Annotated in this window: 21 protein-coding genes and 1 pseudogene; 9 read left to right on the top strand and 13 right to left on the bottom strand. The window is 75.6% G+C overall.

The genetic code is table 11. The features are described 5' to 3' along the window. Positions 1–107: 107 nt before the first annotated feature. The 9 genes from Ae331Ps2_RS19180 to Ae331Ps2_RS19145 form a co-directional block, all read right to left on the bottom strand. The gene (locus tag Ae331Ps2_RS19180) at positions 108–725 is read right to left on the bottom strand and encodes a phosphodiester glycosidase family protein (protein WP_075307337.1); all 618 of its coding nucleotides are present in this window, start codon (positions 723–725) and stop codon (positions 108–110) included. Positions 726–761: 36 nt separating this feature from the next. After that, entirely contained in the window at positions 762–1,586 is an 825-nt protein-coding gene (locus Ae331Ps2_RS19175; RefSeq protein ID WP_075313133.1) for a transposase family protein, read from the bottom strand. 76 nt (positions 1,587–1,662) lie between these two features. Next, positions 1,663–2,472 (bottom strand): hypothetical protein, encoded by an 810-nt coding sequence (locus tag Ae331Ps2_RS19170; RefSeq protein WP_139318770.1) that lies wholly within the window; start codon positions 2,470–2,472, stop codon positions 1,663–1,665. A 309-nt stretch (positions 2,473–2,781) separates the two neighbouring features. Continuing rightward, on the bottom strand, positions 2,782–3,156 hold the full coding sequence (locus Ae331Ps2_RS34325; protein WP_337819520.1) for a hypothetical protein: 375 nt from the start codon (positions 3,154–3,156) through the stop codon (positions 2,782–2,784). A 21-nt stretch (positions 3,157–3,177) separates the two neighbouring features. Continuing rightward, on the bottom strand, positions 3,178–4,149 hold the full coding sequence (locus tag Ae331Ps2_RS19165) for an NtaA/DmoA family FMN-dependent monooxygenase (protein WP_337819521.1): 972 nt from the start codon (positions 4,147–4,149) through the stop codon (positions 3,178–3,180). Further along, a complete protein-coding gene (locus Ae331Ps2_RS19160) occupies positions 4,146–5,471 on the bottom strand; it encodes an MFS transporter (RefSeq protein ID WP_075307341.1) in 1,326 nt (441 codons plus the stop codon). Before Ae331Ps2_RS19160 ends, Ae331Ps2_RS19165 begins: the two co-directional genes overlap by 4 nt. 171 nt (positions 5,472–5,642) lie before the next feature. After that, the gene (locus tag Ae331Ps2_RS19155; protein WP_139319025.1) at positions 5,643–6,407 is read right to left on the bottom strand and encodes an rRNA adenine N(6)-methyltransferase family protein; all 765 of its coding nucleotides are present in this window, start codon (positions 6,405–6,407) and stop codon (positions 5,643–5,645) included. 204 nt (positions 6,408–6,611) lie between these two features. Continuing rightward, positions 6,612–7,520 carry an enoyl-CoA hydratase-related protein gene (locus Ae331Ps2_RS19150; protein WP_075307347.1) on the bottom strand — a complete coding sequence of 303 codons (909 nt, stop codon included), beginning with the start codon at positions 7,518–7,520 and terminating at the stop codon, positions 6,612–6,614. A 24-nt stretch (positions 7,521–7,544) separates the two neighbouring features. Then, positions 7,545–8,297: a DUF1990 family protein gene (locus Ae331Ps2_RS19145; RefSeq protein ID WP_083695753.1), complete on the bottom strand. Its 753-nt coding sequence runs from the start codon at positions 8,295–8,297 to the stop codon at positions 7,545–7,547. Between the two features lie 58 nt (positions 8,298–8,355). Here Ae331Ps2_RS19145 and Ae331Ps2_RS19140 point away from each other — a divergent pair, with 58 nt between their 5' ends. From Ae331Ps2_RS19140 to Ae331Ps2_RS19130, 3 genes are read left to right on the top strand one after another with little or no spacing between them, the layout of a single operon-like run. Further along, positions 8,356–8,586, top strand: coding sequence for a hypothetical protein (locus Ae331Ps2_RS19140; protein WP_043277734.1), 231 nt, complete (start codon positions 8,356–8,358; stop codon positions 8,584–8,586). Positions 8,587–8,642: 56 nt separating this feature from the next. Continuing rightward, positions 8,643–9,308, top strand: coding sequence for a DUF1990 family protein (locus tag Ae331Ps2_RS19135; RefSeq protein WP_233147600.1), 666 nt, complete (start codon positions 8,643–8,645; stop codon positions 9,306–9,308). 31 nt (positions 9,309–9,339) lie between these two features. Continuing rightward, complete coding sequence (locus tag Ae331Ps2_RS19130; RefSeq protein ID WP_075307349.1) at positions 9,340–9,762, top strand: DUF5313 family protein; 423 nt, start codon at positions 9,340–9,342, stop codon at positions 9,760–9,762. Positions 9,763–9,772: 10 nt separating this feature from the next. On the opposite strand, the gene Ae331Ps2_RS19125 is transcribed toward Ae331Ps2_RS19130, so the two are convergent. The 3 genes and pseudogenes from Ae331Ps2_RS19125 to Ae331Ps2_RS19120 all read right to left on the bottom strand — a co-directional run bounded on the left by Ae331Ps2_RS19125 (position 9,773) and on the right by Ae331Ps2_RS19120 (position 11,995). Beyond that, the gene (locus Ae331Ps2_RS19125) at positions 9,773–10,540 is read right to left on the bottom strand and encodes an aldo/keto reductase (RefSeq protein WP_233147601.1); all 768 of its coding nucleotides are present in this window, start codon (positions 10,538–10,540) and stop codon (positions 9,773–9,775) included. Positions 10,541–10,632: 92 nt separating this feature from the next. Beyond that, positions 10,633–10,680 (bottom strand): annotated as a pseudogene (locus Ae331Ps2_RS34320) (hypothetical protein); the annotation flags it as partial. 172 nt (positions 10,681–10,852) lie between these two features. Further along, positions 10,853–11,995, bottom strand: a complete 1,143-nt coding sequence (locus Ae331Ps2_RS19120) for a Glu/Leu/Phe/Val dehydrogenase dimerization domain-containing protein (protein WP_075312057.1) — start codon at positions 11,993–11,995, stop codon at positions 10,853–10,855. 327 nt (positions 11,996–12,322) lie between these two features. Here Ae331Ps2_RS19120 and Ae331Ps2_RS19115 point away from each other — a divergent pair, with 327 nt between their 5' ends. The 5 genes from Ae331Ps2_RS19115 to Ae331Ps2_RS19095 all read left to right on the top strand — a co-directional run bounded on the left by Ae331Ps2_RS19115 (position 12,323) and on the right by Ae331Ps2_RS19095 (position 19,983). Next, complete coding sequence (locus Ae331Ps2_RS19115; protein WP_075307351.1) at positions 12,323–13,273, top strand: LysR family transcriptional regulator; 951 nt, start codon at positions 12,323–12,325, stop codon at positions 13,271–13,273. 122 nt (positions 13,274–13,395) lie between these two features. After that, positions 13,396–14,940, top strand: a complete 1,545-nt coding sequence (locus Ae331Ps2_RS19110; protein ID WP_249265580.1) for a molybdopterin-dependent oxidoreductase — start codon at positions 13,396–13,398, stop codon at positions 14,938–14,940. A gap of 130 nt (positions 14,941–15,070) precedes the next feature. Further along, positions 15,071–15,745, top strand: coding sequence for a fasciclin domain-containing protein (locus Ae331Ps2_RS19105; RefSeq protein WP_075307353.1), 675 nt, complete (start codon positions 15,071–15,073; stop codon positions 15,743–15,745). 332 nt (positions 15,746–16,077) lie between these two features. Further along, complete coding sequence (locus Ae331Ps2_RS33990; RefSeq protein ID WP_158071508.1) at positions 16,078–19,230, top strand: arabinosyltransferase domain-containing protein; 3,153 nt, start codon at positions 16,078–16,080, stop codon at positions 19,228–19,230. Positions 19,231–19,494: 264 nt separating this feature from the next. Further along, a complete protein-coding gene (locus Ae331Ps2_RS19095) occupies positions 19,495–19,983 on the top strand; it encodes a carbonic anhydrase (RefSeq protein ID WP_020622184.1) in 489 nt (162 codons plus the stop codon). 101 nt (positions 19,984–20,084) lie between these two features. On the opposite strand, the gene Ae331Ps2_RS19090 is transcribed toward Ae331Ps2_RS19095, so the two are convergent. Then, positions 20,085–20,849 carry a helix-turn-helix domain-containing protein gene (locus tag Ae331Ps2_RS19090; protein ID WP_075307357.1) on the bottom strand — a complete coding sequence of 255 codons (765 nt, stop codon included), beginning with the start codon at positions 20,847–20,849 and terminating at the stop codon, positions 20,085–20,087. 86 nt (positions 20,850–20,935) lie between these two features. Between Ae331Ps2_RS19090 and Ae331Ps2_RS19085 the strand changes: the two genes are divergently transcribed. Then, on the top strand, positions 20,936–21,856 hold the full coding sequence (locus Ae331Ps2_RS19085; protein ID WP_043276436.1) for a TIGR03564 family F420-dependent LLM class oxidoreductase: 921 nt from the start codon (positions 20,936–20,938) through the stop codon (positions 21,854–21,856). Positions 21,857–21,858: the final 2 nt, after the last annotated feature.

The raw sequence follows: 21,858 nt of genomic DNA, 5'->3' as shown, positions 1-21,858 counted from the left end.
GTGTGGCTGGAGGCGGGCCGGGTGCCGGCCCGCGCCGAGCTGCGGGACTGGCTGGTGGAGCAGCTGTTCGCGATGCTCGGGGTGACCGTGGCCCGCGACCCGGACGCTCAGTTCTCCACGACGCCGAGCGCGTTGGGCACCAGCCGGTAGGCGTCCTCGGACGGGCTGTTCACGACCTGGCCGCGGAACACCATCGTCGAGGAACCGCCCCCGTCGAGGTTGACACCGTCGACGGCGCCCGCCCGGCGCAGCTGCTCGGCGGTCTCGGCCAGGGTGATGCCGACCGAGGTCGACTCGCGGCCGTCGGCGGTGAGCAGGATCAGCCGTCCCTGCGCGGTGAGGCCCGCGGCGCTGCGCGGGTCGCGGGAGCGGGCGTCCAGCCCGGCGCCGGGTGCACCGTCGCGCAGGATCGGCGACGCCCCGACCGCGGTCCGCGGCGGTGTCCCCGACGCGGCGGCGAGCGCGTACCGGACGGTGACCCGGTCGCCGACGGCGAGCCGTCGCAGCGCGGCGGCGCCCTGGTCGCGGCCGGCGAGGACCTGGTCCCCGGCCGGGATCGCTCCCCCGCCGGGCGGGCGGACCGCGGTGACCGCGCCGTCGCGGACGACGACCTCGACCCGGTCCGGTGCGCACGGCGCGTTCCGGTCGGTGTCGCTGCCGCACAGCGTGGCGGCCCGGTCGCCCGCCCAGTCGGAGGTGAACAGCCCGATCCCGCCGACCGGCACGGCGTAGGCATTGAGGTGTTCTCAGTAGCGGGTTGATCATGTCGTGCGGTCGTACTCGGTGTGGAGTAGTACGAGCGCAGCTGCGGTGATCGCGCCGGTGCGCCAGGGACATAGCGTGACTCGCCGCAACGCGGCGAAGGTGGTCTTGAGCAGGGCGTTTCCGCGTTCGGCCAGAGCACGAAGGGCTGAGTGCAGGGTGTTGACGGTGCGCTGGTTGACCGTCTGCCCGCGGCCGGGGGCGAGTTTGATGGGCACGGTGAGCCGGTCGGCTTCGCCTTCGTAGCCGAGGTCGCCCAGCGCGGCGTGGGTGTCGTCGGTGAACGCGGCCAGGCCCTCGAGCAGCCCGGGGTGGGTACGGGCGCAGCGGGTGTCGTGCTCGCGGCCCGGCCGCACGTCGCTGGTCCATAGCGGCCATCCATCAGGTGCGGTGAGGACCTGGATGTTCCCGCCGTGGCGGCGGTGCTTGCCCGACCACCACAGGTCGACCCCGGGGGTGAGGCCGAGCGCGCGGCACCGGTCGGTGGCGATCAGGGTGCCGTCGAGATTCACGTGGGTGTGCCCGGCTGTGCGGGCGGCGAGCAGGGCTCCGTGCAGGCCGGGTGCGGCCGCGGCGAGGACGTCGATGCCTTCGTGCAGGTAACGGTAGGCCGTTGCAGTGCTGATCGCGTTGTCACCGGCCAAACATCGGACCCGGGTAGCATCACAGAACCAGCGGATCACCAGCACTGCCTGGGCGAACGGGGTCAACGCCCGCCGCCGGGTGCCACGTCGACGGCGTTGAAGGACCAGGAGCCGCGCCAGATAGGCCACGGTGCGCTCCCCGATCGGGAGGACAGCGGTGTAGGTGACAGGATCAGACATGCAGGACCTCGGTGACGGTGTCGATCTGTGCTGGACCGAACCGATCTACCGGGGTCCTGCCCCGTTCCCGCTCATCTCACCACCCTCGGCGTGTCGCCACGACCTGCCACCCCGCTACTGAGAACACCTCATTGAGGGTGTCGATCCGGAGGCGGCCCTGCGGGCCGGTCGCGGAGGCGTCGAGGGTGAGCCGGTCCAGGCGCGGGGTGCCGTCGTCGTCGACGGCGAGCACGTCGCCCTGCTCGGCGCCGGGGACGCCCGGGGCGAGCCGCCGCCCCGGTGGGACGGCGGAGGTCAGCGCGCGGCCGTCGCGGACCGAGGGCCCGGCGGGGGCGTTGCTGCGCCCCAGGTCGAAGAAGTCACCGTTGATCGCGGCTGCCGCCCCGCCACGCTGCGCGTGCGCGGGAACCGAGGACCGCTCGCCGACCGTCGCACCGGTGAGCAGGGTGGCGCGCAGCTCGGCCCGGTTCAGGTCGGCGACGACGACGTCGACGGTCACCGGCCCGGCCGGGGTGTCGACCCGCTCCTCGCGGTGGGTGATGGCGGGGGCCTGCGGGGCCGGGGCGACGGGCGCATCGGCCCCGGTGGACCCGGACGTCGCCGTGGACCCGAGCGCCACGGTGGACGGGGTCTCGCCAATGGAAGCGGTCTCGGCAGTGGACGCGGTCTCCGCGGTGGCCCCGGTGGACGCGGTCTCCGCGGTGGCCCCGGTGGACGCGGTCTCCGCGGTCTCCGCGGTGGGCCCGGGCGCCGCGGGGACGACGGCCGCGACGGGCGGCGCGACCCGGGCGGGGCCCGCGGACGCCTGCTGGGTGACCGGTACCAGCAGCCCGACCACGACCGCCGTCGCCACCGCCGCGCCCCGGCTGCCCGTCCATCCCGCCATGCCCGCACTCCCCCGATCGCCACCCGGCCGGGGCCGAGGTGACCACGCCGGTGCGGCGATGGCGCGGGGCGTCACGCGACGGTGGCGCAGGGCCACCCGGTCGGGGTCCGGTGGTCCCCGACGGGGTGACCGGGGCTCCGTGAACCCGGGCCGTGCGCCCGGGGCTCCGCCGATGATCGCCGGGAGTGGAGCGCCGGAGGCAGTGCACCCGTCCGGCCGCTCCACTCCTGGCGATCACCCGAGCCGGCGCGGGGTCGGGGTCCGGCACGGGGCCGGGGTCCGGTGCGGGGTCAGCGGCTCCGGTGCGGGTCAGCGGGTCCGGTGCGCCGCACCGGGGTGGTCCTTCGCGAGCCGGGCGCCGTCGCCGGTGCCGTACCGCTCGCGCAGGGTGGGGCCGCCCGCGTCGGCGGGGGCGGGCATCCGGCCGCGGCGTCGCAGCTCGGGAACGACGTGGGTCACGACGTCGGCCATCGTCCCCGGGGTGACGGCGTAGGCCAGGTTGAAGCCGTCGAGGTCGGCCTCGTCGGCCCAGCGCTCCAGCTCGTCGGCGACCGTCACCCCGGACCCGACGACGACCGGCCCGCGCCCGCCGACGGTGATGAACTCCGCGAGCTCGCCGACCGTCCAGTCGCGGTCCGGCCCGGTGAACGACGCCAGCGCCGAGCGGGTCGCGTCGGTCTGCACGTACTCGAGCTTCTGCTCCGGCTACGCCCCGGCCAGGTCGACGCCGGACCAGCCGCCGAACAGCGCCAGCGCCGCCGACGGGTCGGCCAGCTCCAGGTACTCGGCCAGGGTCGCGTGGGCGGCGTCGTCGGTCTCCCCGGCGATCGCGGTGAGCATCGCGAACACCTTCACCGAGCGGGGGTCCCGCCCGGCGCGGGCGGCCTCGGCGCGCACCGCGTCGACCGAGCGGCGGACCACCGCGGGCGACGGGCCGGACACGAAGACGGCCTCGGCGTGGGTGCCGGCGAACCGGGCGCCGCGCGGCGACGCGCCCGCCTGGAAGATCACCGGGGTGCGCTGCGGGGACGGCTCGGACAGGAACGGGCCGGGCACGTCGAACCAGCGGCCGTGGTGGGCGATGTCGTGCACCCGGTCCGGCTCGGTGAACACGCCGCGGTCGCGGTCGCGGACCACGGCATCGGTGTCCCAGGAGCCCTCCCACAGCTTGTAGCAGACCTCCAGGAACTCCTCGGCGAGCTCGTAGCGCTCGTCGTGCGGGATCTGCCCGGACCGGCCGAGGTTGCGTGCCGCGGAGTCCAGGTAGGACGTGACGACGTTCCACGCGACCCGGCCGCGGGTGAGGTGGTCGAGGGTGGTGAACCGCCGGGCCAGCGCGTAGGGGTGCTCGTAGGCGACCGAGACGGTCACCCCGAACCCGAGCCGTGAGGTCACCCCGGCCATCGCGGGGACCAGCAGCAGCGGGTCGGCGAGCGGGACCTGCGCGGCGGCGCGGACGGCCGCGTCGCGGGAGCCGCCGTAGACGTCGTAGACGCCGAGGACGTCGGCGAGGAACAGCGCGTCGAAACCGCCGTCCTCCAGCATCCGGGCGAGCGAGGTCCAGTGGTCGAGGTCGGTGTAGCGGTGCCCCTCGTCGGACGGGTGACGCCACAGCCCCGCGGACTGGTGGCCCACGCAGGCCATGTCGAAGGCGTTGAGCAGGATGCGGCCGGTCATGCCACCACCTTCTCGCGGGCGGTGCGGAGCCCGCCGCGGTGGGTCTCGGGCAGCAGGACGGTGGAGACGATGCAGATCGCGAACAGCACCCCGAGGTAGGCCCAGATCAGCCACGGGGTCCCGCCGCCGGCGTAGAGCAGGGCGGTGGCGATCAGTGGCGTCGCCCCGGCGAGGACGGAGCCGACCTGGTAGCCCAGCGAGGCCCCGCTGTAGCGCAGCCGGGTGTCGAACAGCTCGCCGTACCAGGCGGCCTGTGGGCCGTACATGGCGTCGTGGAACAGGTTGACCAGCACGACCATCGCGACGACGACCAGCACGGTGGCCCCGGTGTCGAGGAGCAGGAAGAACACCCCGAGGAACAGCGGCGCCCCGATCGCGCCGAACAGGTAGACCGGCTTGCGGCCGACCCGGTCGGACAGGACCGCCCACAGCGGCGTGGAGAACAGCCCGATCGCCGACGCGATGATCACCGCGGTCAGGCCGGCGCTCTCGGCCGCGCCGGACTCGCCCCGGGCGAGGTAGGTGAGGGCGAAGGTGGTCGCGAGGATGTAGAGCGCGTTCTGCGCGATCCGGCTGCCGACGGTCAGCAGCACGGTGCGCCAGTCGGTGCGCAGCACCTCCAGCACCGGACGGCGGGACAGTGTCCCGGCGTCGCGGGCGGCGGTGAACACCGCGGGGTCGGCGAGGGTGAGCCGGATGGCCAGCCCCACGACGACGAGCACCGCGCTGAGCAGGAACGGGATCCGCCAGGCGCCGGCGAGGAACGCCTCCCTGCCCGCGATCGCGAGCACCGCGGTGTAGACGCCCGAGGCCAGCAGCATCCCGGCCGAGGAGCCGATCTGCGGGAAGCTGCCGAACAGACCGCGCCGACGCTCGGTCTCGGCGTGCTCGACGGCCATCAGCACCGCACCGGCCCACTCCGCGCCGACGGCGAGCCCCTGGGCCAGCCGCAGCACCACCAGCAGCACCGGGGCCAGCAGCCCGACGGTCGGATAGGTCGGCAGCAGCCCGATCAGCGTCGTCGCGACGCCCATCAGCACCAGCGACCCGACCAGGACGGCGCGGCGGCCGATCCGGTCACCCAGGTGCCCGGCGACGACCGCGCCGATCGGCCGTGCCCCGAACCCGGCGGCGTAGGTCGCGAAGGAGGCCAGCACCCCGGTGGCCGGGTCGGCGTCGGTGAAGAACAGCGGGGCGAACACCAGCGCCGCGGCGGTGGCGTAGAGGTAGAAGTCGTACCACTCGATGGTGGTCCCGACGAGGCTGGCGACGGCGGCGCGGCGCGGGGTGGCGCCGGGCGTCGCAGAAGGGGAACTGGACACGGGTGACCTGCCGGTGTGAGGCGGAGCGGGGGGCGTCGGGGGCGGGTCAGCGACAGGCGTGCGACGACAGGCGGCCGTGGTCCAGCCACCGCCGCCGGGTCAGCTCCGAGTGCTCCACGTCGCCCACCCGAGCAGACCGCCACCGCCCGGCGCAACGGAGCGGGACCGGGGTCACCTCCGCCCGGCCACCCTGGCGTGCAGCCGGACCCAGTGCCCCGCGTCGAGGTCACGCGGCAGCGTCCGCGGCCCGAGCCCGCACTCGCGCGCCCAGTCCCGTGCCAGCGCGCGGCCGAACCGCCGCCCGACGACGTCGACGGCCCCGCGACCACGGCCGGTGAACACCGCGTCGACGATCCGGTGGTGGTCCCGGGGCCGGGCGTCGAGCAGCGGCACCTCCCGGCGGGCGATCTCCAGCACCCCGCCGTCGACGGCCGGGACCGGCCGGAACGCCCTGGCCGGGACCCGGTCGTGCAGGGTGAAGGTGAACCACGGCCACCAGCGGGCGGTGAGGGCGCTGGTGCCGCCGACCGCGGCCCGCTTGCGGGCGACCTCCCACTGCACCAGCAGCAGCGCGTGCGCCCAGCGCGGGGCGGCCAGCAGGCGTCGCAGCAGTGGGGTGGTCAGGGCGAACGGGACGTTGGACACCACGTCGACGGGCCGGTCGAGGCGGACGTCGAGCAGGTCGCCGTGGACGACGGTGAGGCCGCCGCCGAAGCGTCGTCGCAGGCGGGCCACCCGGTACGGGTCGAGCTCGACCGCGGTCAGGGGCCTGCCGGGCAGGCGCAGCAGCGCGGCGGTCAGCGCGCCGTCACCGGGGCCCAGCTCCAGCAGCGGCCGGGGCGGGTACCCGGCGACGACGGCGGCCATCGCGGCCGGGACGGCGTCGTCGACGAGGAAGTTCTGGCCGTGCTCGTGACGGCCGAGCGGACGTGGCAGAGGGGATCGCACAGGAGGCTCCCGGATGGGGAGCCGGGGGCGCGGCGGGGCGCCGCCCGGCAGGGGTACGAGGACCGGCTGCTCGGACGGCGGCGCCAGGAGATCGGCAGGGATCAGGTGTGGCGCCGCCGTCGGGCGACGCGCAGGCGTATCGAGGCCACGGGGGCACGGTAGGGGCGCCGGGGGCACCGGCGCACCCGGATTTCAGTCCGTCAGGTCGGCGGGCGGGGCGGGCCAGTGCGGCAGGACGTGGCCGGGGTAGTCCTCGGAGACGGTGTCGGGGAAGGCGGGCGGGCGCTTCTCCAGGAACGACGTGACGCCCTCGGCGACGTCGCGGCCCTGCCCGAGGTGCGCGATCGCGGCCGAGTCGGCGCGGTGGGCGTCCCACGGGCTGGGCGCGCCGAGCATCCCCCACAGCAGCTGCCGGGTCAGCGCGACCGACACCGCCGAGGTGTTGTCGGCGATCTCGCGGGCGATCGCGTACGCCGCGCCGAGCAGCTCGTCGTCGGGCAGGACGCGGGAGACCAGCCGGCCGTCGAGGGCCTCGGCGGCGTCGAACACCCGGCCGGTCGCGGCCCACTCCATCGCCCGGGAGACGCCGACGATCCGGGGCAGGAACCAGCTCGACGCGGCCTCCGGGACGAGCCCGCGGCGGGCGAACACGAACCCGAACCGGGCCGAGGCGCCGGCCAGGCGGATGTCGGCGGGCAGCGTCATCGTCGCCCCGATGCCGACCGCGGGCCCGTTGACGGCGGCGATCACCGGGGTGCGCAACGCCGCCATCCGCATGGTCACGGTGCCGCCGCCGTCGCGGACGACGCCGCCGATGGTGCCGATGCCCGCGCGGTCCGCGGCACGCTCCGGGTCGGTCGGGTCGAACGAGGAGCCGCCGCGGCCCAGGTCGGCGCCGGCGCAGAAGCCGCGGCCGCGACCGGTGAGCACGATCGCGCGGACGGTGTCGTCGGCGTCGGCGCGGTCGTAGGCGGCGATCAGCTCGCGGGCCATCGTCGCGGTGAACGCGTTGAGCCGGTCCGGACGGTCGAGGGTGATCGTGGCGACCCGGTCGTCGACGTCGTAGGAGATCTCGGTGAAGGCGGAAGCGTCGGTGCTCATGACCGGCGAGTCTGCCCCGCCGCGTCACCGGGTGGTCGGGAACCGCCGGGTGTGCACCGTCACGCCGCCGTCCGGCCGGCCGCCGGCGATGGCGGCCGCCCGGATGCAGGCGTGCGTCCACATGTTGAACTGCACCTCCTTGGCCACGCGCAGCGTGTTGTAGAGCACGTGCGACAGCCGGTCCCCGGGCCGTGCCCAGGACTCGATGTCGAAGCGCAGCATCTCCGGGTGATCCGGGTCGCGACGGGTGCGGAAGTCGATCCGACCGGCCTCCAGGTGCCCGTCCAGGGTGACGAAGGAGAACTCGGTGGGCCCGGCGGCGGCCACCCGCACCGGGCCGTCCCACGGGCCGGGCATGCGGATCAGGAACTCGTCGCCGACGTCCATCCCGCCGGGCTCGCCGCGAGTGCGGCGGAACACCGCGAACTCCGGTGACCAGCGGTCGGGGTCCGCGGCGAGGCGCGTCATGAGCTCCTCGGGGCTGCACCGGGACCCGCGGATGCGCACGCCGTAGCGCCGGTGCAGCAGGGTGCCGTACCCGTCCGACGGGCGCTGGACGTCGTCGGCGTCGGCGCCCTGCGGCGAGGCGGGCGGGAGGTCACCCAGGTCGCCGACGACGTCGCTGCGGTGGATCGGTGTGGTGCGCCAGAAGTAGCGCCACGACACCAGCAGCAGACCCACCGGCCAGCGGAGCACCGCCGACACCCGGCGGGACCGCCGGTCACCGGTGACCGGGGTGGTCCGTCCGCTCGTCGAGGCCGTCGTGGGGGTCCGCATCGACCACGGGTACCCCCTGTGCGGGATTACATCCGCCGGCAGCGGGGAACGGACCGCCATGACGGTCGGACGTGTCCTGCACCGGGCCGGTGTGCGCGGTGCCCAGCTCCAGTGGTTCTCCCTCGGCTCGGTGGGCTTCGCCATCGCGCTGTGGCTGCGCGCGAAGACCGTGGACCAGGACGAGCGCGGCAACGCCGAACGCCGCGCGATCTTCGTCGGCCTGTGGCCGTCGATGTTCTGGCTGATCGGCGACGCAATGCGGCGCGAGGAGAAGGGCGCTCGGTCCTGAAGCGCCCCGGCCCCGAGGACCGTCGCGCCGACCTGGACGGGCTCGCCGCACGCGGCGTGAACTTCGACGACGCCGAGACCCCCATCGACTCCCACGACCCGCGCTGGCACGTCGACCACGGCCGGGCGCTGGTCGGCACCGAGCCCCCCGGTGACCCGGTGCCCGACGGCGCCTGGGAACGCGCCTGCGCGATCCTGCGCGACTACCAGTTCACCGCCCCGAACCGGCTGCGTGGCGTGTTCCGCCCGGCCGACCCGCTGCTGGGCCGCGACATGCTGCTGGAGGGCCGGTTCGGGCCGATGCGCTTCCACCTCGGCGTCCGGGTCACCGGGCTGGTCGACGAGACCGTCGACGGCCGGCGCGTCTGGGGCTGGACCTACGAGACCCTGCACGGACACCTGGAGGAGGGCCGGCTCACCTACGAGGTGGTCAAGACCCTCACGACCGGCGACGTCGAGTTCGTCATCCGCGCGTTCTCCCGGCCCGCGCACATCCCGAACCCGCTGTTCCGGCTCGGCTTCGGGCTGTTCGGCCGGGCGGTGCAGCTGGAGTTCTACCATCGGGCCGGGCAGCGGGTGCGTGAGCTCGTCGCCGACGCGGCGGCGGGCAGGCCGCTGCCGCAGCCGCTGCCGGGTGCCGACGGTGTGACCGTCGCCCCGCAGAACGCCGGACGGCACTGGACGGACCCGTTCGCCGTGCTCGTCCGGCATCCGGGTGTCTGACCCGGGTGCCCGACCCGGAGGGAACCTGCAGATGGACGACCCGATCCGGCGGCCGAACCCGTTCCGCTGGGTGGCCTACGCCTTCGGCGCCCGGCTGCCGGCCCGCAACCGGCGCTGGGTGCTCCACGACGTCACCACCCGCACCTGGGTGCTGCGCCACCTCGTCCGCACCACGGTCCAGCTGATCCCGCTGCTGGCCCTGCTGTACCTGGTGGTGCCCGGCCCGCCGTGGGTGCGGCTGGGCGCCATCGCCTCGGGCGCGGTGATCGGTTACTTCTACTCGGCGGTCTACACGGTCGAGGCGTGCGAGACCCGGGTGATGAAGGCCGGCTACCCGGTGGGGGCGGCCGCGGCGACCCGGGAGGCGCGCCGTGCCGAGCAGCACGTCGACGCCCGGCTGCGGCACGACCGGGAGTTCGGGGCGGAACGCGAGCGGGACGACCGCCGGGGCTGAGCGGCCGCGGTCACGCCGCGCCGTCGAGGACCGCCCGGTGCTCCTCGGTGAGGTGCAGGTCCCGGGCGTCGAGGGCCTCGTCCAGCTGGGCGGTCCGGCTGACCCCGACCAGCGGCCATGCCGGTCCGACGGCGAGTTCGCCCGCGAGCCCGGTCCGGCCGTGCCCCCCGGTCATGATCCAGGCGAGCACGACCTGGTTGCGGGTGGCGCCGGTGTCGGCGGCGACGGCGTCGAGCGCGGCCAGCCGTGCGGTGGTGCCGGGGTGGTCGTAGGCGTCGGGCAGGGCGCGGTCGGTGCGGGTCAGGGCCCCGTTGACCAACGGCGTGTAGGCCCACAGGGTCAGGCCCTCGGTCGCCGCGAGATCCGCCGCGCCGGCGTCGAGCAGCATGTGCCCGGAGTCGGGCAGCGCCGCGCCCGGGCGCGGGAGCACGTAGGAGTGCCGGTACTGGACGGCGTCGAACGCGGCGACGCCCTGCGCGGCGGCGGCCGCACGGGCCCGCTCGACCCGCCACGACGCGTGGTTGGACGCGCCCAGCCGCGCCGCCAGCCCGTCGGTGACCAGGGCACCGAGCGCGGCGACCGTCTCGTCGAGGTCGGTGCGGCGGTCCTCGACGTGCGCCCAGAACAGGTCGACCGACCCGACGCCGAGCCGGTCCAGGCTGCCCCGTGCGGCGGTGCGGACCGCGGCGGCTCCGAGCCCGCCCCGCACCCCGGTCTTGGTGGAGATCCGGACCTGCTCGCGGACGCCGGGCCGCGCCGCGAGCCACGCTCCGAGCACCCGCTCGCTCCGGGCTCCCCGGCCGGGTCGTTCCAGAACGCGTAGACATCGGCGGTGTCGAGCCAGACGCCGCCGCGCTCGACGAAGCGGTCGAGCAGCGCGAACGAGGTGGCCTCGTCGACCCGGGTGCCGAAGTTCATGGTGCCGAGCACCGGCTGCGGTGTGGTCACGGGAGTCATGTCCCGAGGATCCGGCCCGACGCGCGCCGCGGTTCACCCGGATACCCACCCCGACACGTACCGGTGCCCCGGGCCGGCGCGCGGCACCCACCGTCGGGGTGTCGCACGGCGGCCCGGGGCGCCGGGTGTGGGATCAGGGGATGACGACCGGACCGGTGGTCGGCGCCGGGTCGTCGGCCCAACGGTGCCCGGTCTCGCGCGGGGTGACGCCGTCCTCGGTCCACGCGGCCAGCAGCTGCGCGACCTTGGCGTGCATCACGGTGCGCAGCCGGTCGAAGGAGTTCTGCGGGTCGTCGTCGACCTCGCCGAGCAGCAGCCACCAGGCCCAGGCGACCGCACCGGCGTTCGCGACGAAGTCCGGCAGCACCGGCACCCCGCGCGCGGCGAGCATGGCCTCGGCCTCCGGGGTCGTCGCGGCGTTCGCGGCCTCGACGATCACGCGGGCGCGGACGTCGTAGGAGTTGTCCGGGGTGATCGCGTAGGAGATCGCGGCCGGCACCAGGATGTCGACCTCGGCCGACAGGATCGCGGTGCGCGGGAGCTGCTCGACGCCGGCGGGCAGCCGGGAGCGGTCGATCTCGCCGTAGCCGTCGCGCAGGTCCAGCAGCGTGGGCACGTCGAGCCCGTCCGCGCAGTGCAGGGTGCCCGCGGCGTCGGCCAGCGTGGTGACCTTCATCCCGGCCTCGTGCAGGTAGTAGGCGGCCGCACCGCCCATCGTGCCGACACCCTGGATCGCGACCGTGGTGTCGGCCGGGATCTGGCCCCAGGACACCGCGGAGGCCAGGCAGGCGTGCGCGACGCCGTAGCCGCCGATCACGTCGCCCAGCTCGAACCCGCCGTCGACCTCGGCCTTCAGCCCGGTGCGGACCCGCTCCAGGGTGGCGGCCGGGTCGGCGGCGCGGCTGATCGCGGCGTGGTAGCTCTGGCCGAGGCCGAGCTTCTCGAAGACCTCGTCGATCAGGTGCTGCGGGACGCCGAGGTCCTCCGCGGTCACCCAGTGCGCGTCGATCCAGGGGCGCATGGCCTCGCAGAAGCGCTGCAGCACCTCGACGGCACGCGGGTCCTTCGGGTCGAAGTCGATGCCGCCCTTGGCCCCGCCGATCGGCAGGTCGAAGGTGGCGGTCTTGTTGGCCATGCCGCGTGCGAGGTCCTCGACCTCGGACAACGTACAGCCGGCCCGCATCCGGGTGCCGCCGGTGGCGAGCCCCGCCCGCAGGGTGTGCACGACCAGGTAGCCGACGGCGCCGGTCACGGCGTCGTTCCACTGCAGGCGCATGTAGGGCTCGGGACGGCGGACGACCGGGGCGACGGTGGGCGCCGGGGCGCCGGGGACGTAGGGGGCGGCCGTGGCCGCCGTCTGCGGGGTGCCCCCGGCCGGGTTCTGCATCGTCGTCATGGCGACCCACCTCCTGCTCGTACTGCACCGGTCGTCGCCACCAGGGGCCGTTCCGGTCTCGTCGACATCGCGGACCTCGTCGTCCCCCCGGCGGCAGTCGTTCCCGACCGGTGGCCCCAGGTTGCGGGCGCACCGGGCCCCGCGTCCATTTACGGATCATTCACGCCGCTGTTCACCGTTCCTGCACAGCGCAATAGGCTCGGTCGCATGGAGCTGTCCCTGTCTCGGCTTCGGATGCTGCGTGAGCTGCACCGGCGGGGAACCATCACGGCGGCGGCGACGGCGCTGCACTACACGGCGTCGGCGGTGTCCCAGCAGCTCGCGCAGCTCGAGCGCGACGTCGGGACGCGGCTGTTCGAGCGGAGGGGGCGCCGGGTCCAGCTCACCGACCTCGGTGTCCTGCTGGCCGAGCACGCCGAGGAGATCCTCGCCTCGGTCGAGCGCGCCACCCAGGCGCTGGAGGAGGCGGGCGAGACCGTTGCGGCGAAGCTCACCGCCGGGGTGTGGGCCTCGGTCGCCTCGGGTCTGCTGCCCGACGCGCTGACCGCGCTGGCCCGCACCCACCCCGGTGTCGAGGTCCGCACCCGCGAGCTCGCCCCGGAGGAGACAGCGGCCGCGGTGCGCGACGGCGAGCTCGACCTGTCGTTCGTCATCGACTACTCGAACTACCCGATGACGTGGGACAAGGGCCTGGAGCGGGCGGTCATCGCCGTCGAGCGGGTCTACGCGGCGGTGCCCGCCGGGGCGGTGCCCGCCGCGAGCGTGATGCTGGCGGAGCTGGCCGAGCACCCGTGGATCGTCTCGCCCGCCCGGTCGCACTTCGGGCAGGCGGCCCGCCTGGCCTGTCAGAGCGCGGGCTTCGAGCCGCGGATCGACCACGAGGTCGAGGAGCAGGCCACCGCCATGGCGATGGTCGCGGCCGGGCTCGGTGTCACCCTGGTGACGGACCTGGGCCTGGCGCTGCGCCCGCCGGGGGTCGACATCGTCGCACTCGGCGACGCCCTCACCCGCACGGTGTCGCTGGCCTACCGCACCACCACCGCGCGGCGGGCCGCGGTGCCGCTGGTGATCGAGGCCGTCCGGACCGCGGCGGCGCAGAAGGGGCTCGGCGCCGACGCCCCGATCCCGGTGCAGCCGGAGTCGCTCGGCCTGACCTGACCCCGTTCCGCGGCGGAATCCGCGGGCCGGTCGAACCGTTTCCGCCGGGGTTCCGAAGAACGGTTGTGCTGACCGAGAACCGGACCGAGGGAAACGGGCCCCTGGTCCTTCCGTCGCGTTCCGTGGCGATCCTGGTGGAACTGCTGGCGATCGCTGCGGCGGTGGCGTCGGGGCACCTCGTGGCGGCCCTGGTGGCGCCGGCGTCGTCACCGTTCGTGGCGGTCGGCGACGCGGTCGTGCGGCTCTCGCCGCAGCCGGTGGTGGAGTTCGCCAAGTCCGCGTTCGGGACGGCCGACAAGCCGGTCCTGCTCGCCGGCATCGGTGTGCTGCTGGTGCTGCTCGGCGCACTGGCCGGGCTCGCGGCGCGCCGGCGGGCGGTGGTGGGAACCGCCGCGGTCGCCGTGCTGGGGCTGCTCGCGGTGGCGGCGGTGCTGACCGGGCCGGTGCCGACCGCGACCGACCTGGCCGCGCCGGTCGTCGCGCTGGTGGTGGGTGTGGCGGTGCAGCGGGGGCTGGACGGCCTCGCCCGCCGTCCCGGCACCACCCGCACCGGGGACGGCGGCGCCGGTGACGGTGACGGTGTCCCCCGGCGCACCGTGCTCACCGGGGCGTCGGCGGCGGTCGCCGCCGGGACGCTCGTCGTGGGCGGGACCGGCCTGGCGCTGTCCTCCGCCGGCAGCGGGATCATGGCCTCACGGGCCGCGCTGACCGGCAGGCTGGCCGCGGCGACGCTCGCCGAGACCGCGCCGCCGGTGCCGGCCTCGGCCGCGTTCCCCCAGCTCGGGACCGTTCCGTTCGTCACCCCGAACGCCGACTTCTACCGGATCGACGTCGCCCTGACGATCCCCGCGGTCCGGGCCGAGGACTGGTCGCTGCGGGTGCACGGCCGGGTCGGGCGCGAGCTCGTCCTCACCGTCGACGACCTGCTGCGACGTCCGCTGGTCCAGCGGACGATCACGATGACCTGCGTCTCCAACACCGTGGGCGGGAACCTGGTGTCCACCGCGGACTTCGTCGGCGTCGAGCTGGCCCCGCTGCTGCTGGAGGCCGGCGTCGACCCGGCCGCGGACCAGATCGTCTCCACCAGCCGCGACGGCTGGACCGCGGGCACCCCGACCGCGACCGTGCTGGAGCCCGGCCGCGGCGCGCTGCTCGCACTCGGCATGAACGGCGAGGCGCTGCCGGTCGAGCACGGGTTCCCGGTCCGCATGGTCGTCCCGGGGCTCTACGGCTACGTCTCGGCCACCAAGTGGCTCGCCGACATCGAGCTGACGACCTTCGCCGAGCGCAGCGTCTACTGGCGCGACCGCGGCTGGGCCGAGCGCGCCCCGATCAAGACCCAGTGCCGCATCGACGCCCCGGTCGGGTTCTCCCGGCTGCCGGCGGGGCGCGTGCAGGTCGCCGGGGTCGCGTGGGCGCAGCCGGTCGGGATCACCGCCGTCGAGGTCCGCGCCGACGACGGCCCGTGGGTCCGCGCCGAGCTGGCCACCGAGGTCAACCCGAACACCTGGCGGATGTGGCGGGCCGAGCTCGACCTCTCCCCCGGCAGCCACACGCTCACCGCCCGCGCCACCGACCGCCGCGGGCTCGTCCAGACCGACGTCCGTGGCGACCCGATCCCGGACGGTGCGACGGGGTGGCCCAGCACCATCGTCACCGTCGTCTGAACCGATTCCCGAGCCGTCGAAAAAAGATCCGGAAATCTTCCGGAACACCCGAACCGCCCGGCCCCACGACCCGAACAATCAATCGACAGTCCATGTAGGACAGACAGTTTCCTCGAAAGGGAATCCAGCCATGCGCGCTTCTCGCACCCTCGCCACCGTCGGTCTGCTCGCCACCCTGTCGCTCGGCCTCACCGCCTGTGGCGGCGGCAGCGACACCGCCGCCCCGCCGGCCGCGGCCCCGGCCACCTCCTCGGCACCGGCAACCACCGCCGCCGCCGACGGCGTCACCACCAACGCCGACGTCTTCGGCCCGGCCTGCAGCCAGCTGCCGCAGGGCAACGAGCCCGGCTCGCTCGACTCGATGGGCCCGCAGCCGGTCGCCACCGCCGCGAGCACCAACCCGCTGCTGACCACGCTGGTCACCGCCGTCGGCAAGGTCCCCGGCCTGGCCGACACCCTGAACCAGCAGAAGGGCATCACCGTCTTCGCCCCGGCGAACGACGCCTTCGCCGCGGTGCAGAAGCAGCTCGGCGAGCAGAAGTTCAACGCCCTGCTGGCCGACACCAGTGCCCTGCAGGGGCTGCTCTCCTACCACGTGACCCCCGAGCGCCTGGACGCCGCGGGCATCGTGGAGAAGAAGACCCTCACCGAGCTGGCCGGCGGCGACCTCACCATCGGCGGCACCCCCGAGGCCCCCACCGTCACCGACGGCCAGGGCAACACCGCGAACATCCTCTGCGGCAACATCCCGACCGCGAACGCCACCGTCTTCGTGATCGACAAGGTCCTCATGCCCAAGAGCTGACGACCGCCGCACGACACGACGGGCCCGGGGTGCGAACCCCGGGCCCGCCGTCGTACGAACACCCTGCTGTCACGACGGACGTGGCGCATCGAGATCGAACCGGGACCCGGTGAGCGCACCCTGCGCGTGCGCGCGACCGAGCGGACCGGCACGGTGCAGACGGAACGGGAACACGGCTCGATCCCCGACGGCGTGACCGGCCTGCACACGGTGCCGGTCGCCGCCGTCGGACGGACGGCCCGGTCCCGCGCCGCGCTCCCCCCGCCGAGTCGATCCGGAAGTCGATGCACCCCTCAGACCGCTCCGCCCCGTCGCCCGTCTCCCGTCGCCTGGTGGTCGCGACCCTGGTCGCCGGACTGCTGGCGGGGTTGTTCGCCGTGCTGGTGCCGTTCGCCCCCGTCGACACCCGCACGACGACCGTGTCCTGGCCGCGGGCGGGCGAGCGGCCCACGTCGACGACGGCGGCGTTCCAGCCCGCCGCGCCGGAGGCGGTGCGCGTCGAGGTGCTCTGCCGGGTGCTGCGCGCCGCGCAGGCCCGCTCCGCCGGAACCGGGGTATCGACGACCGTCGTGGGCTCGGAGCGGCCCGGTGCCCCGGGGACCGGGTTCGCCGTGCTCACCGGGGCGGGCGGGGAGCTGCGGGTCCAGGTCGGCGGCCGCGAGCTGCTGCGCGCGCCCGTCCCGTCCGGCGACGCCTGCGGGCTGGTCCTCGACACCGACGAGGCCGGGTCCCGGGTCACCCTCGGCGACGGCGCCCCGCGCGCCTTCCCCGGCGATGTCGTGCGCGCCGTGGCCGCGTTCGGCACCCAGCTCTCCCCCGCCGACGCCGACGGGCTGCGGGTCACCGCGCGGACCGCGGACTGGTTCGCCGCCGCCTCGTCGCCGGCCAAGACGGCGCTGCTCGGGCTGCAGTGGCTCGCCGCCGCCGTCGCCGCCGTGCTGCTGGCCCGTCTGGCCGGTGACCGGTTCCGGCGCCGCCGCGGGACGGCCCGCGTCCGGCGGGCCCGGCTGGCCGCGGTGGGCACCCCGGCCGGGATCGGGCGGGCCGCCGCGGACGTGCTCGTCGTCGCCACGCTGGCGGGGTGGACGGTGCTCGGGCCGCTGTCGACCGACGACGGCTTCACCGAGGCCATCGCGCGCAACGCGACCGGCACGGCGACCGGCGACTTCGGCAACGTCTACCGCTGGGGCAACGCCTCGGAGGCGCCGTACACGCTGGTGATCCGGCTGGTCCGGGCGCTGGCCGAGACCGGTGTGGGGCCGTTGGTGCTGCGTGTGCCGTCGGTGCTCGCCGGGATCGCGGTGTGGCTGCTGCTGTCGCGGGTCGCGCTGCCCGCGGTGCTGGCCCGCCACCACCGACGGGCCTGGGTGCGGGGCACGCTCGGCGTCGCACTGCTGGCGTGGTGGCTGCCGCTGAACCTCGGGGTCCGCCCCGAGCCGTTCGCGGCGCTCGCGACGACCGCGGCGCTGTGCTGTGCGCTGCGCGCCGCCGCCCGGCCCGGGCTCCGCGGCGGGACGTGGACCGCGGCCGCGGCGCTGACCGCGGGGCTGGCGCTGGCGGTGACGCCGTCGGCGGTGACCGTCGCCGGTCCGCTGGTGCTGCTGCTGCCCGCGCTGTGGCGGCGGGTCGTCCGCCACCGCGGCGGGGGGATCGCCGTCGGGGTGGCGGCGACCGTCGCCGCGGCCGGGATCGCCGCGGCGGGGCTCACGCCGGTGTTCACCGGGCAGAGTCTGTACACGGTCGCGCGGGCCACGCAGATGCACCAGTTCTACGGTCCGGCCACACCGTGGTTCCAGGAGCTGCGCCGATGGGACTACCTGCTCGGATTCGGCACCGAGCAGGGCGGCCTCGGCCGCCGGGTGCCGGTGCTGCTCGCCATCGCCCTGCTGGTCGCGGCGCTGCCGCTGGTCGCCCGCGGCGCGCACCGGTGGGGTCCCGGTCTGCGGTGGGCCCCGGTGCCGCTGGTCGGGCTCGCACTCGGGTTCGTGCTGCTCACCCCGGCACCGTCGAAGTGGACCCACTACTTCGGGACGCTCGCCGGGGTCGGGGCGCTCGCCGCCGCGGCGGGGGTGGTGCTGGTGGTGGCCGCGGCCCGGCGGCCCGGCGACCCGACCGTGCGCGGCGCGGCCGCCGCCGGGACCGTGGCGGCGGCCGTACTCGCCGCGCTGGCCTTCAGCGGGCGCAACGAGTGGTTCCTGTGGTCCGGCTGGGGTGTGCCGCGCGCCGACGGCCCGTTCACGCCGCTGGACTCGCCGCTGGTGTGGGCGCTGGTGGCGCTGGCGGTGCTGGTCGTGTCGGCCGCCGCGGTCCACCGGGCGGGCCGACGAGCAGGTCTGCTGGCAGGTCGACGGGCGGATCACGGACGGCACCGGACCGGGCGGGACTGCGTGGCCCGGGCCGCGGCGGCGCTGCCCGCCGGGGTGGTCGTGGTGGCCCTGCTCACCGGGGTGTCGGTGGTGGTGGCGTCGTTCGTCGTCGCCCCGGTGCGCCAGGGCGGGGGCTACAGCGTCGGCGGACAGCTGTGGAGCGAGCTGACCGGCCGCGACACCTGCGGGATCCTCGACCACGTCACGGTCGGGGTCGACGGGGGCGCGCTGCCCGCCGCGGGCGGCGCCGACACGCTCACCGGGTTCACCGAGGGCCGTGGCTGGGTCGACGCCCCGCCGCGCGGCGGGCTCGCCTGGGGCAGCCTCGACGGCGGAGCGGGCACCACCGGCGAGCTCCGGACCCGCTGGTTCGCCGTCACACCGGGGCCACCGGACCGGGTGCTGTCGGTCGACGTCGCCGGGCGGACCGGGCAGGGCAACACCCTGGAGCTGGAGTACGCCCGCGCCGGTTCGCCGGGCCCGGACGGCCGGGTGTCGTTGGACGACACCGCGACCGGCGCCCGCGGCACCTACCCCGCCGAGCGGGTGCAGGAGGCCGTGCCGCTGGACCGGTCGGGCTGGCGCACCGTGCGGGTGCCCGTCTCCGCGTTCCCGGCGGACGTCGACCGGGTGCGGCTGCACGCCGTCGACACCACCGTCGGGCCGGGCGGCTGGGTGGCCGCCGCCGCCCCGCGGGTGGTCACCTCGGCGCCGGTGGTGCCGATGCTGCGCGACGCCGACGGGCCGGTCTACGTGGACTGGTCGATCCTCTGGGCGGCGCCCTGTCTGCGCGACCTGCCCGCCGTCCGGGCCGGTCTGGTGCAGACCCCGCGCTACCTGGTCCTGGGTCCGTCGTCGCTGGGGTTCGCCGTGGACGTGTCCTTCGCCGACGTCGCCGGGGGCAGCTTCGCGGCGATGCGCCGCACCACCACCGAGCAGGTCGTCGCGACCCGGATCGACACTGCCGACGTCCCGGGCCAGGCCGACTGGGGTGCGGTCGTCCGGATCGACACCGACCTCGCCGTCGACGCCTACGACGTCAGCTCGGTCCCGGTGCGCCGTTGGGGCTGGGAGGGCGACCGGAGTCCGATCGGGTACCCCGCCCTCCCGGTGCCCTGACCCCCGTGGGTCGGGGATGTGTCCGGACACATCCCGCCGCAGGTCCATCCGGTGGACGGCTCCTTGCTCCGGACCGGGTATCGCGATCGAATCATGCGGTGATGCGCACCCTGCTCGAGCCGTTCTGGCCCGGTCGGCGCATCGTCGCGTTCGACGAGCTGTGTCGGTGGGCCGCGTAGCGACCCCCGGGTCGCCGCGTGGCCGCCCCGTGCATCGCGCGCGGGTACGACGCCCGCGTCACCGACCACCACTCCGGAGGACCCCGTGTCCGTCACCGACGAACTGCTCGAGAACAACGCCCGCTACGCCGAGAGCTTCTCCGGCCCGCTGCCGCTGCCGCCGGCACGCAAGATCGCCGTCGTCGCCTGCATGGACGCCCGGCTCGACGTCTACCGCATCCTCGGCCTGGCCGAGGGCGACGCCCACGTCATCCGCAATGCGGGCGGCGTCGTCACCGACGACGAGATCCGCTCCCTGACGATCAGCCAGCGGCTGCTGGGGACCGAGGAGATCATCCTCATCCACCACACCGACTGCGGGATGCTGACCTTCACCGACGACGCGTTCAAGGCCTCGATCCGCGACGAGACCGGCATCAAGCCGCAGTGGGCCGCCGAGGCGTTCGACGACCTCGACGAGGACGTCCGCCAGTCGCTCGCCCGGATCCGGACCAACCCGTTCATCCCGCACACCGACGCCGTCCGCGGCTTCGTGTTCGACGTCGCGACCGGGCGGCTGAACGAGGTGAAGTAGGCCCGCCGCACCGCCCGTGCGGTCGTCGCACCCGTCGCGGCGGGTGCGACGACCGCGGCCCGGGTGCGACCGTCGGCGAACCGCCACCGGGGCCGCGGGGGTCAGGACGGCAGCAGCACCAGCACCGCCGCCCCCGGTGCGCCGGCCTCGCCCAGCAGGTAGGCCGTGCGCTCGACACCGCCCAGGCGTACCCGGGGCCGCCCGAACGCGCCGACCCCGCGGCACTCCCACAGCGGGGCCCGCTCCGGGGCCTCGGCGTGCAGGACGTCGCGGACCCCGCGGGTGCCCGGGGCGGCCGGGTCGAGGTCGGAGGCCATCCGGAACCTGCGGTGCAGTGCGGTGAGCAGCTCGTCGGGGTCGGGGCCGATCCGGGCACGGGCCGCGGGGTCGGCGGCCAGCTGCCACAGCACGTGCCGGCGTCCCGGGTGCCCGTCGGCCGGGCGGCCGATCGCGGCCTCCCAGGCGTCGTTCACCGCGACGACGCCGAGCTGGGCGTCGAGCAGCGCCGCCGGGTCACCGGGCCAGCTCGTGAGCACCGGCAGCAGCTCCTCGGGCGCCGTCGCCGCCGGGGCCGCGCCGTCGCGGGACAGCCGGACCAGGTGTGCGACCCCGGGGGCGTCGATGCCGAGCACCCCGCCGACGGCGGCGAGCACCTCGTCCGAGGCGGTCACCCGGCCCTGTTCGAGCCACGTGTACCAGGTGAGACCGACCCCGGCGAGCGCCGCGACCTCCTCGCGGCGCAGCCCCGGCGTGCGGCGCCGGCCGCGGTCGGGCAGACCGACCGCGGCCGGCGCGACGCGCTCACGGTAGGAGCGCAGGCAGGCGCCGAGTTCCCGGCGGCGGTCGGTCGTCGTCGTGGGCCGCACACGCGCCGACGCCGATCCTGTCACCACGGGTACCCCCATCGGTTCGCTCCTGGTCCGGTCCCGGCCGCCGGCGGACGGTGGACCCCATGATCGGTATCGGTGTCAACCTCGCGGCCGGGCTCGATGATCCCCCACCCGCGAACCTGGTCGAGGAGATCGTGGCGCGGGCGCGGGTGGTGGCCGCCGCCGGGCTGCGCACGGTGTGGCTGCCCCAGGGGTACGGGGCCGACACGCTCACCCTGTACGCCGCCGTCGCCCGCGAGGTCCCCGACGTCGAGCTGGGCGCGTCGGTCGTCGTGGTGCAGCCGCGGCACCCGCGGGTGCTGGCCGCGCAGGCGCTGACCGTGCAGGCGGCGTCCGGTGGGCGGCTCACGCTCGGTCTCGGGGTGAGCCACCCGGGATTGCTGGAGGTGTACGGCATGCCGTTCACGCGGCCGGTGGCCGCGCTGACCGACCACCTCGACGTGCTCGCCCCGCTGCTGCGCGGCGAACGGGTCCCCGGCTCGTCCGGTCCCGGGTCGGACCCGGCGGACACGGCGGTGCCCGGCGCCACGCCCGAGGTCCCGCTGCTGCTCGGTGCGCTGGGCCCGCGGATGCTGCGGCTGGCGGGTGAGCGGACCACGGGCACCATCACCTTCCTCACCGGGCCGCGGACGATCTCCGAGCACGTCCGGCCGCTGCTCGACGCGGCGGCCGCCGGACGGCCGTCGCCGCGGGTGGTCGTCGGGGTGCCGGTGTCGGCGACGACCGCACCGGACCGGGTGCGGGCAGCGGCCGCGGTCGACTACGCGGACTACGCCCGGCTGCCGTCCTACGCCGGGGTGCTGGAACGGGAGGGGCTGGGCTCCCCGGGCGGGCTCGTCGTCGCCGGGGACGAGGACACGATCGCGGCCGGGATCGCCCGCTACGCCGACGCCGGCGCCACCGACCTGCTGGTCAGCCCGCTGGGCGACGCCGCCGAGCGGGCCCGCACCGTGGCCGTACTCGGCCGGATCGCGCGGTCCTGAGC

Origin of the sequence: Pseudonocardia sp. Ae331_Ps2 (assembly GCF_001932405.1) — a bacterium.
Lineage (GTDB): Bacteria > Actinomycetota > Actinomycetes > Mycobacteriales > Pseudonocardiaceae > Pseudonocardia.
Note: the sequence above shows the minus strand (reverse complement) of the source record. Positions and strands in the feature narration are given on the sequence as shown.

Bases quoted from the DNA above. Each gene is read 5' to 3' on its own strand.
- Ae331Ps2_RS19130 (WP_075307349.1), top strand. From the start codon at position 9,340: ATGGACGACCCGATCCGGCGGCCGAACCCGTTCCGCTGGGTGGCCTAC.
- Ae331Ps2_RS19120 (WP_075312057.1), bottom strand. From the start codon at position 11,995: ATGCGCCTGCAGTGGAACGACGCCGTGACCGGCGCCGTCGGCTACCTG.
- Ae331Ps2_RS19085 (WP_043276436.1), top strand. From the start codon at position 20,936: ATGATCGGTATCGGTGTCAACCTCGCGGCCGGGCTCGATGATCCCCCA.
- Ae331Ps2_RS19115 (WP_075307351.1), top strand. From the start codon at position 12,323: ATGGAGCTGTCCCTGTCTCGGCTTCGGATGCTGCGTGAGCTGCACCGG.
- Ae331Ps2_RS19140 (WP_043277734.1), top strand. From the start codon at position 8,356: ATGACGGTCGGACGTGTCCTGCACCGGGCCGGTGTGCGCGGTGCCCAG.
- Ae331Ps2_RS19175 (WP_075313133.1), bottom strand. From the start codon at position 1,586: ATGTCTGATCCTGTCACCTACACCGCTGTCCTCCCGATCGGGGAGCGC.
- Ae331Ps2_RS19145 (WP_083695753.1), bottom strand. From the start codon at position 8,297: ATGCGGACCCCCACGACGGCCTCGACGAGCGGACGGACCACCCCGGTC.
- Ae331Ps2_RS19165 (WP_337819521.1), bottom strand. From the start codon at position 4,149: ATGACCGGCCGCATCCTGCTCAACGCCTTCGACATGGCCTGCGTGGGC.
- Ae331Ps2_RS19170 (WP_139318770.1), bottom strand. From the start codon at position 2,472: ATGGCGGGATGGACGGGCAGCCGGGGCGCGGCGGTGGCGACGGCGGTC.
- Ae331Ps2_RS19105 (WP_075307353.1), top strand. From the start codon at position 15,071: ATGCGCGCTTCTCGCACCCTCGCCACCGTCGGTCTGCTCGCCACCCTG.
- Ae331Ps2_RS19150 (WP_075307347.1), bottom strand. From the start codon at position 7,520: ATGAGCACCGACGCTTCCGCCTTCACCGAGATCTCCTACGACGTCGAC.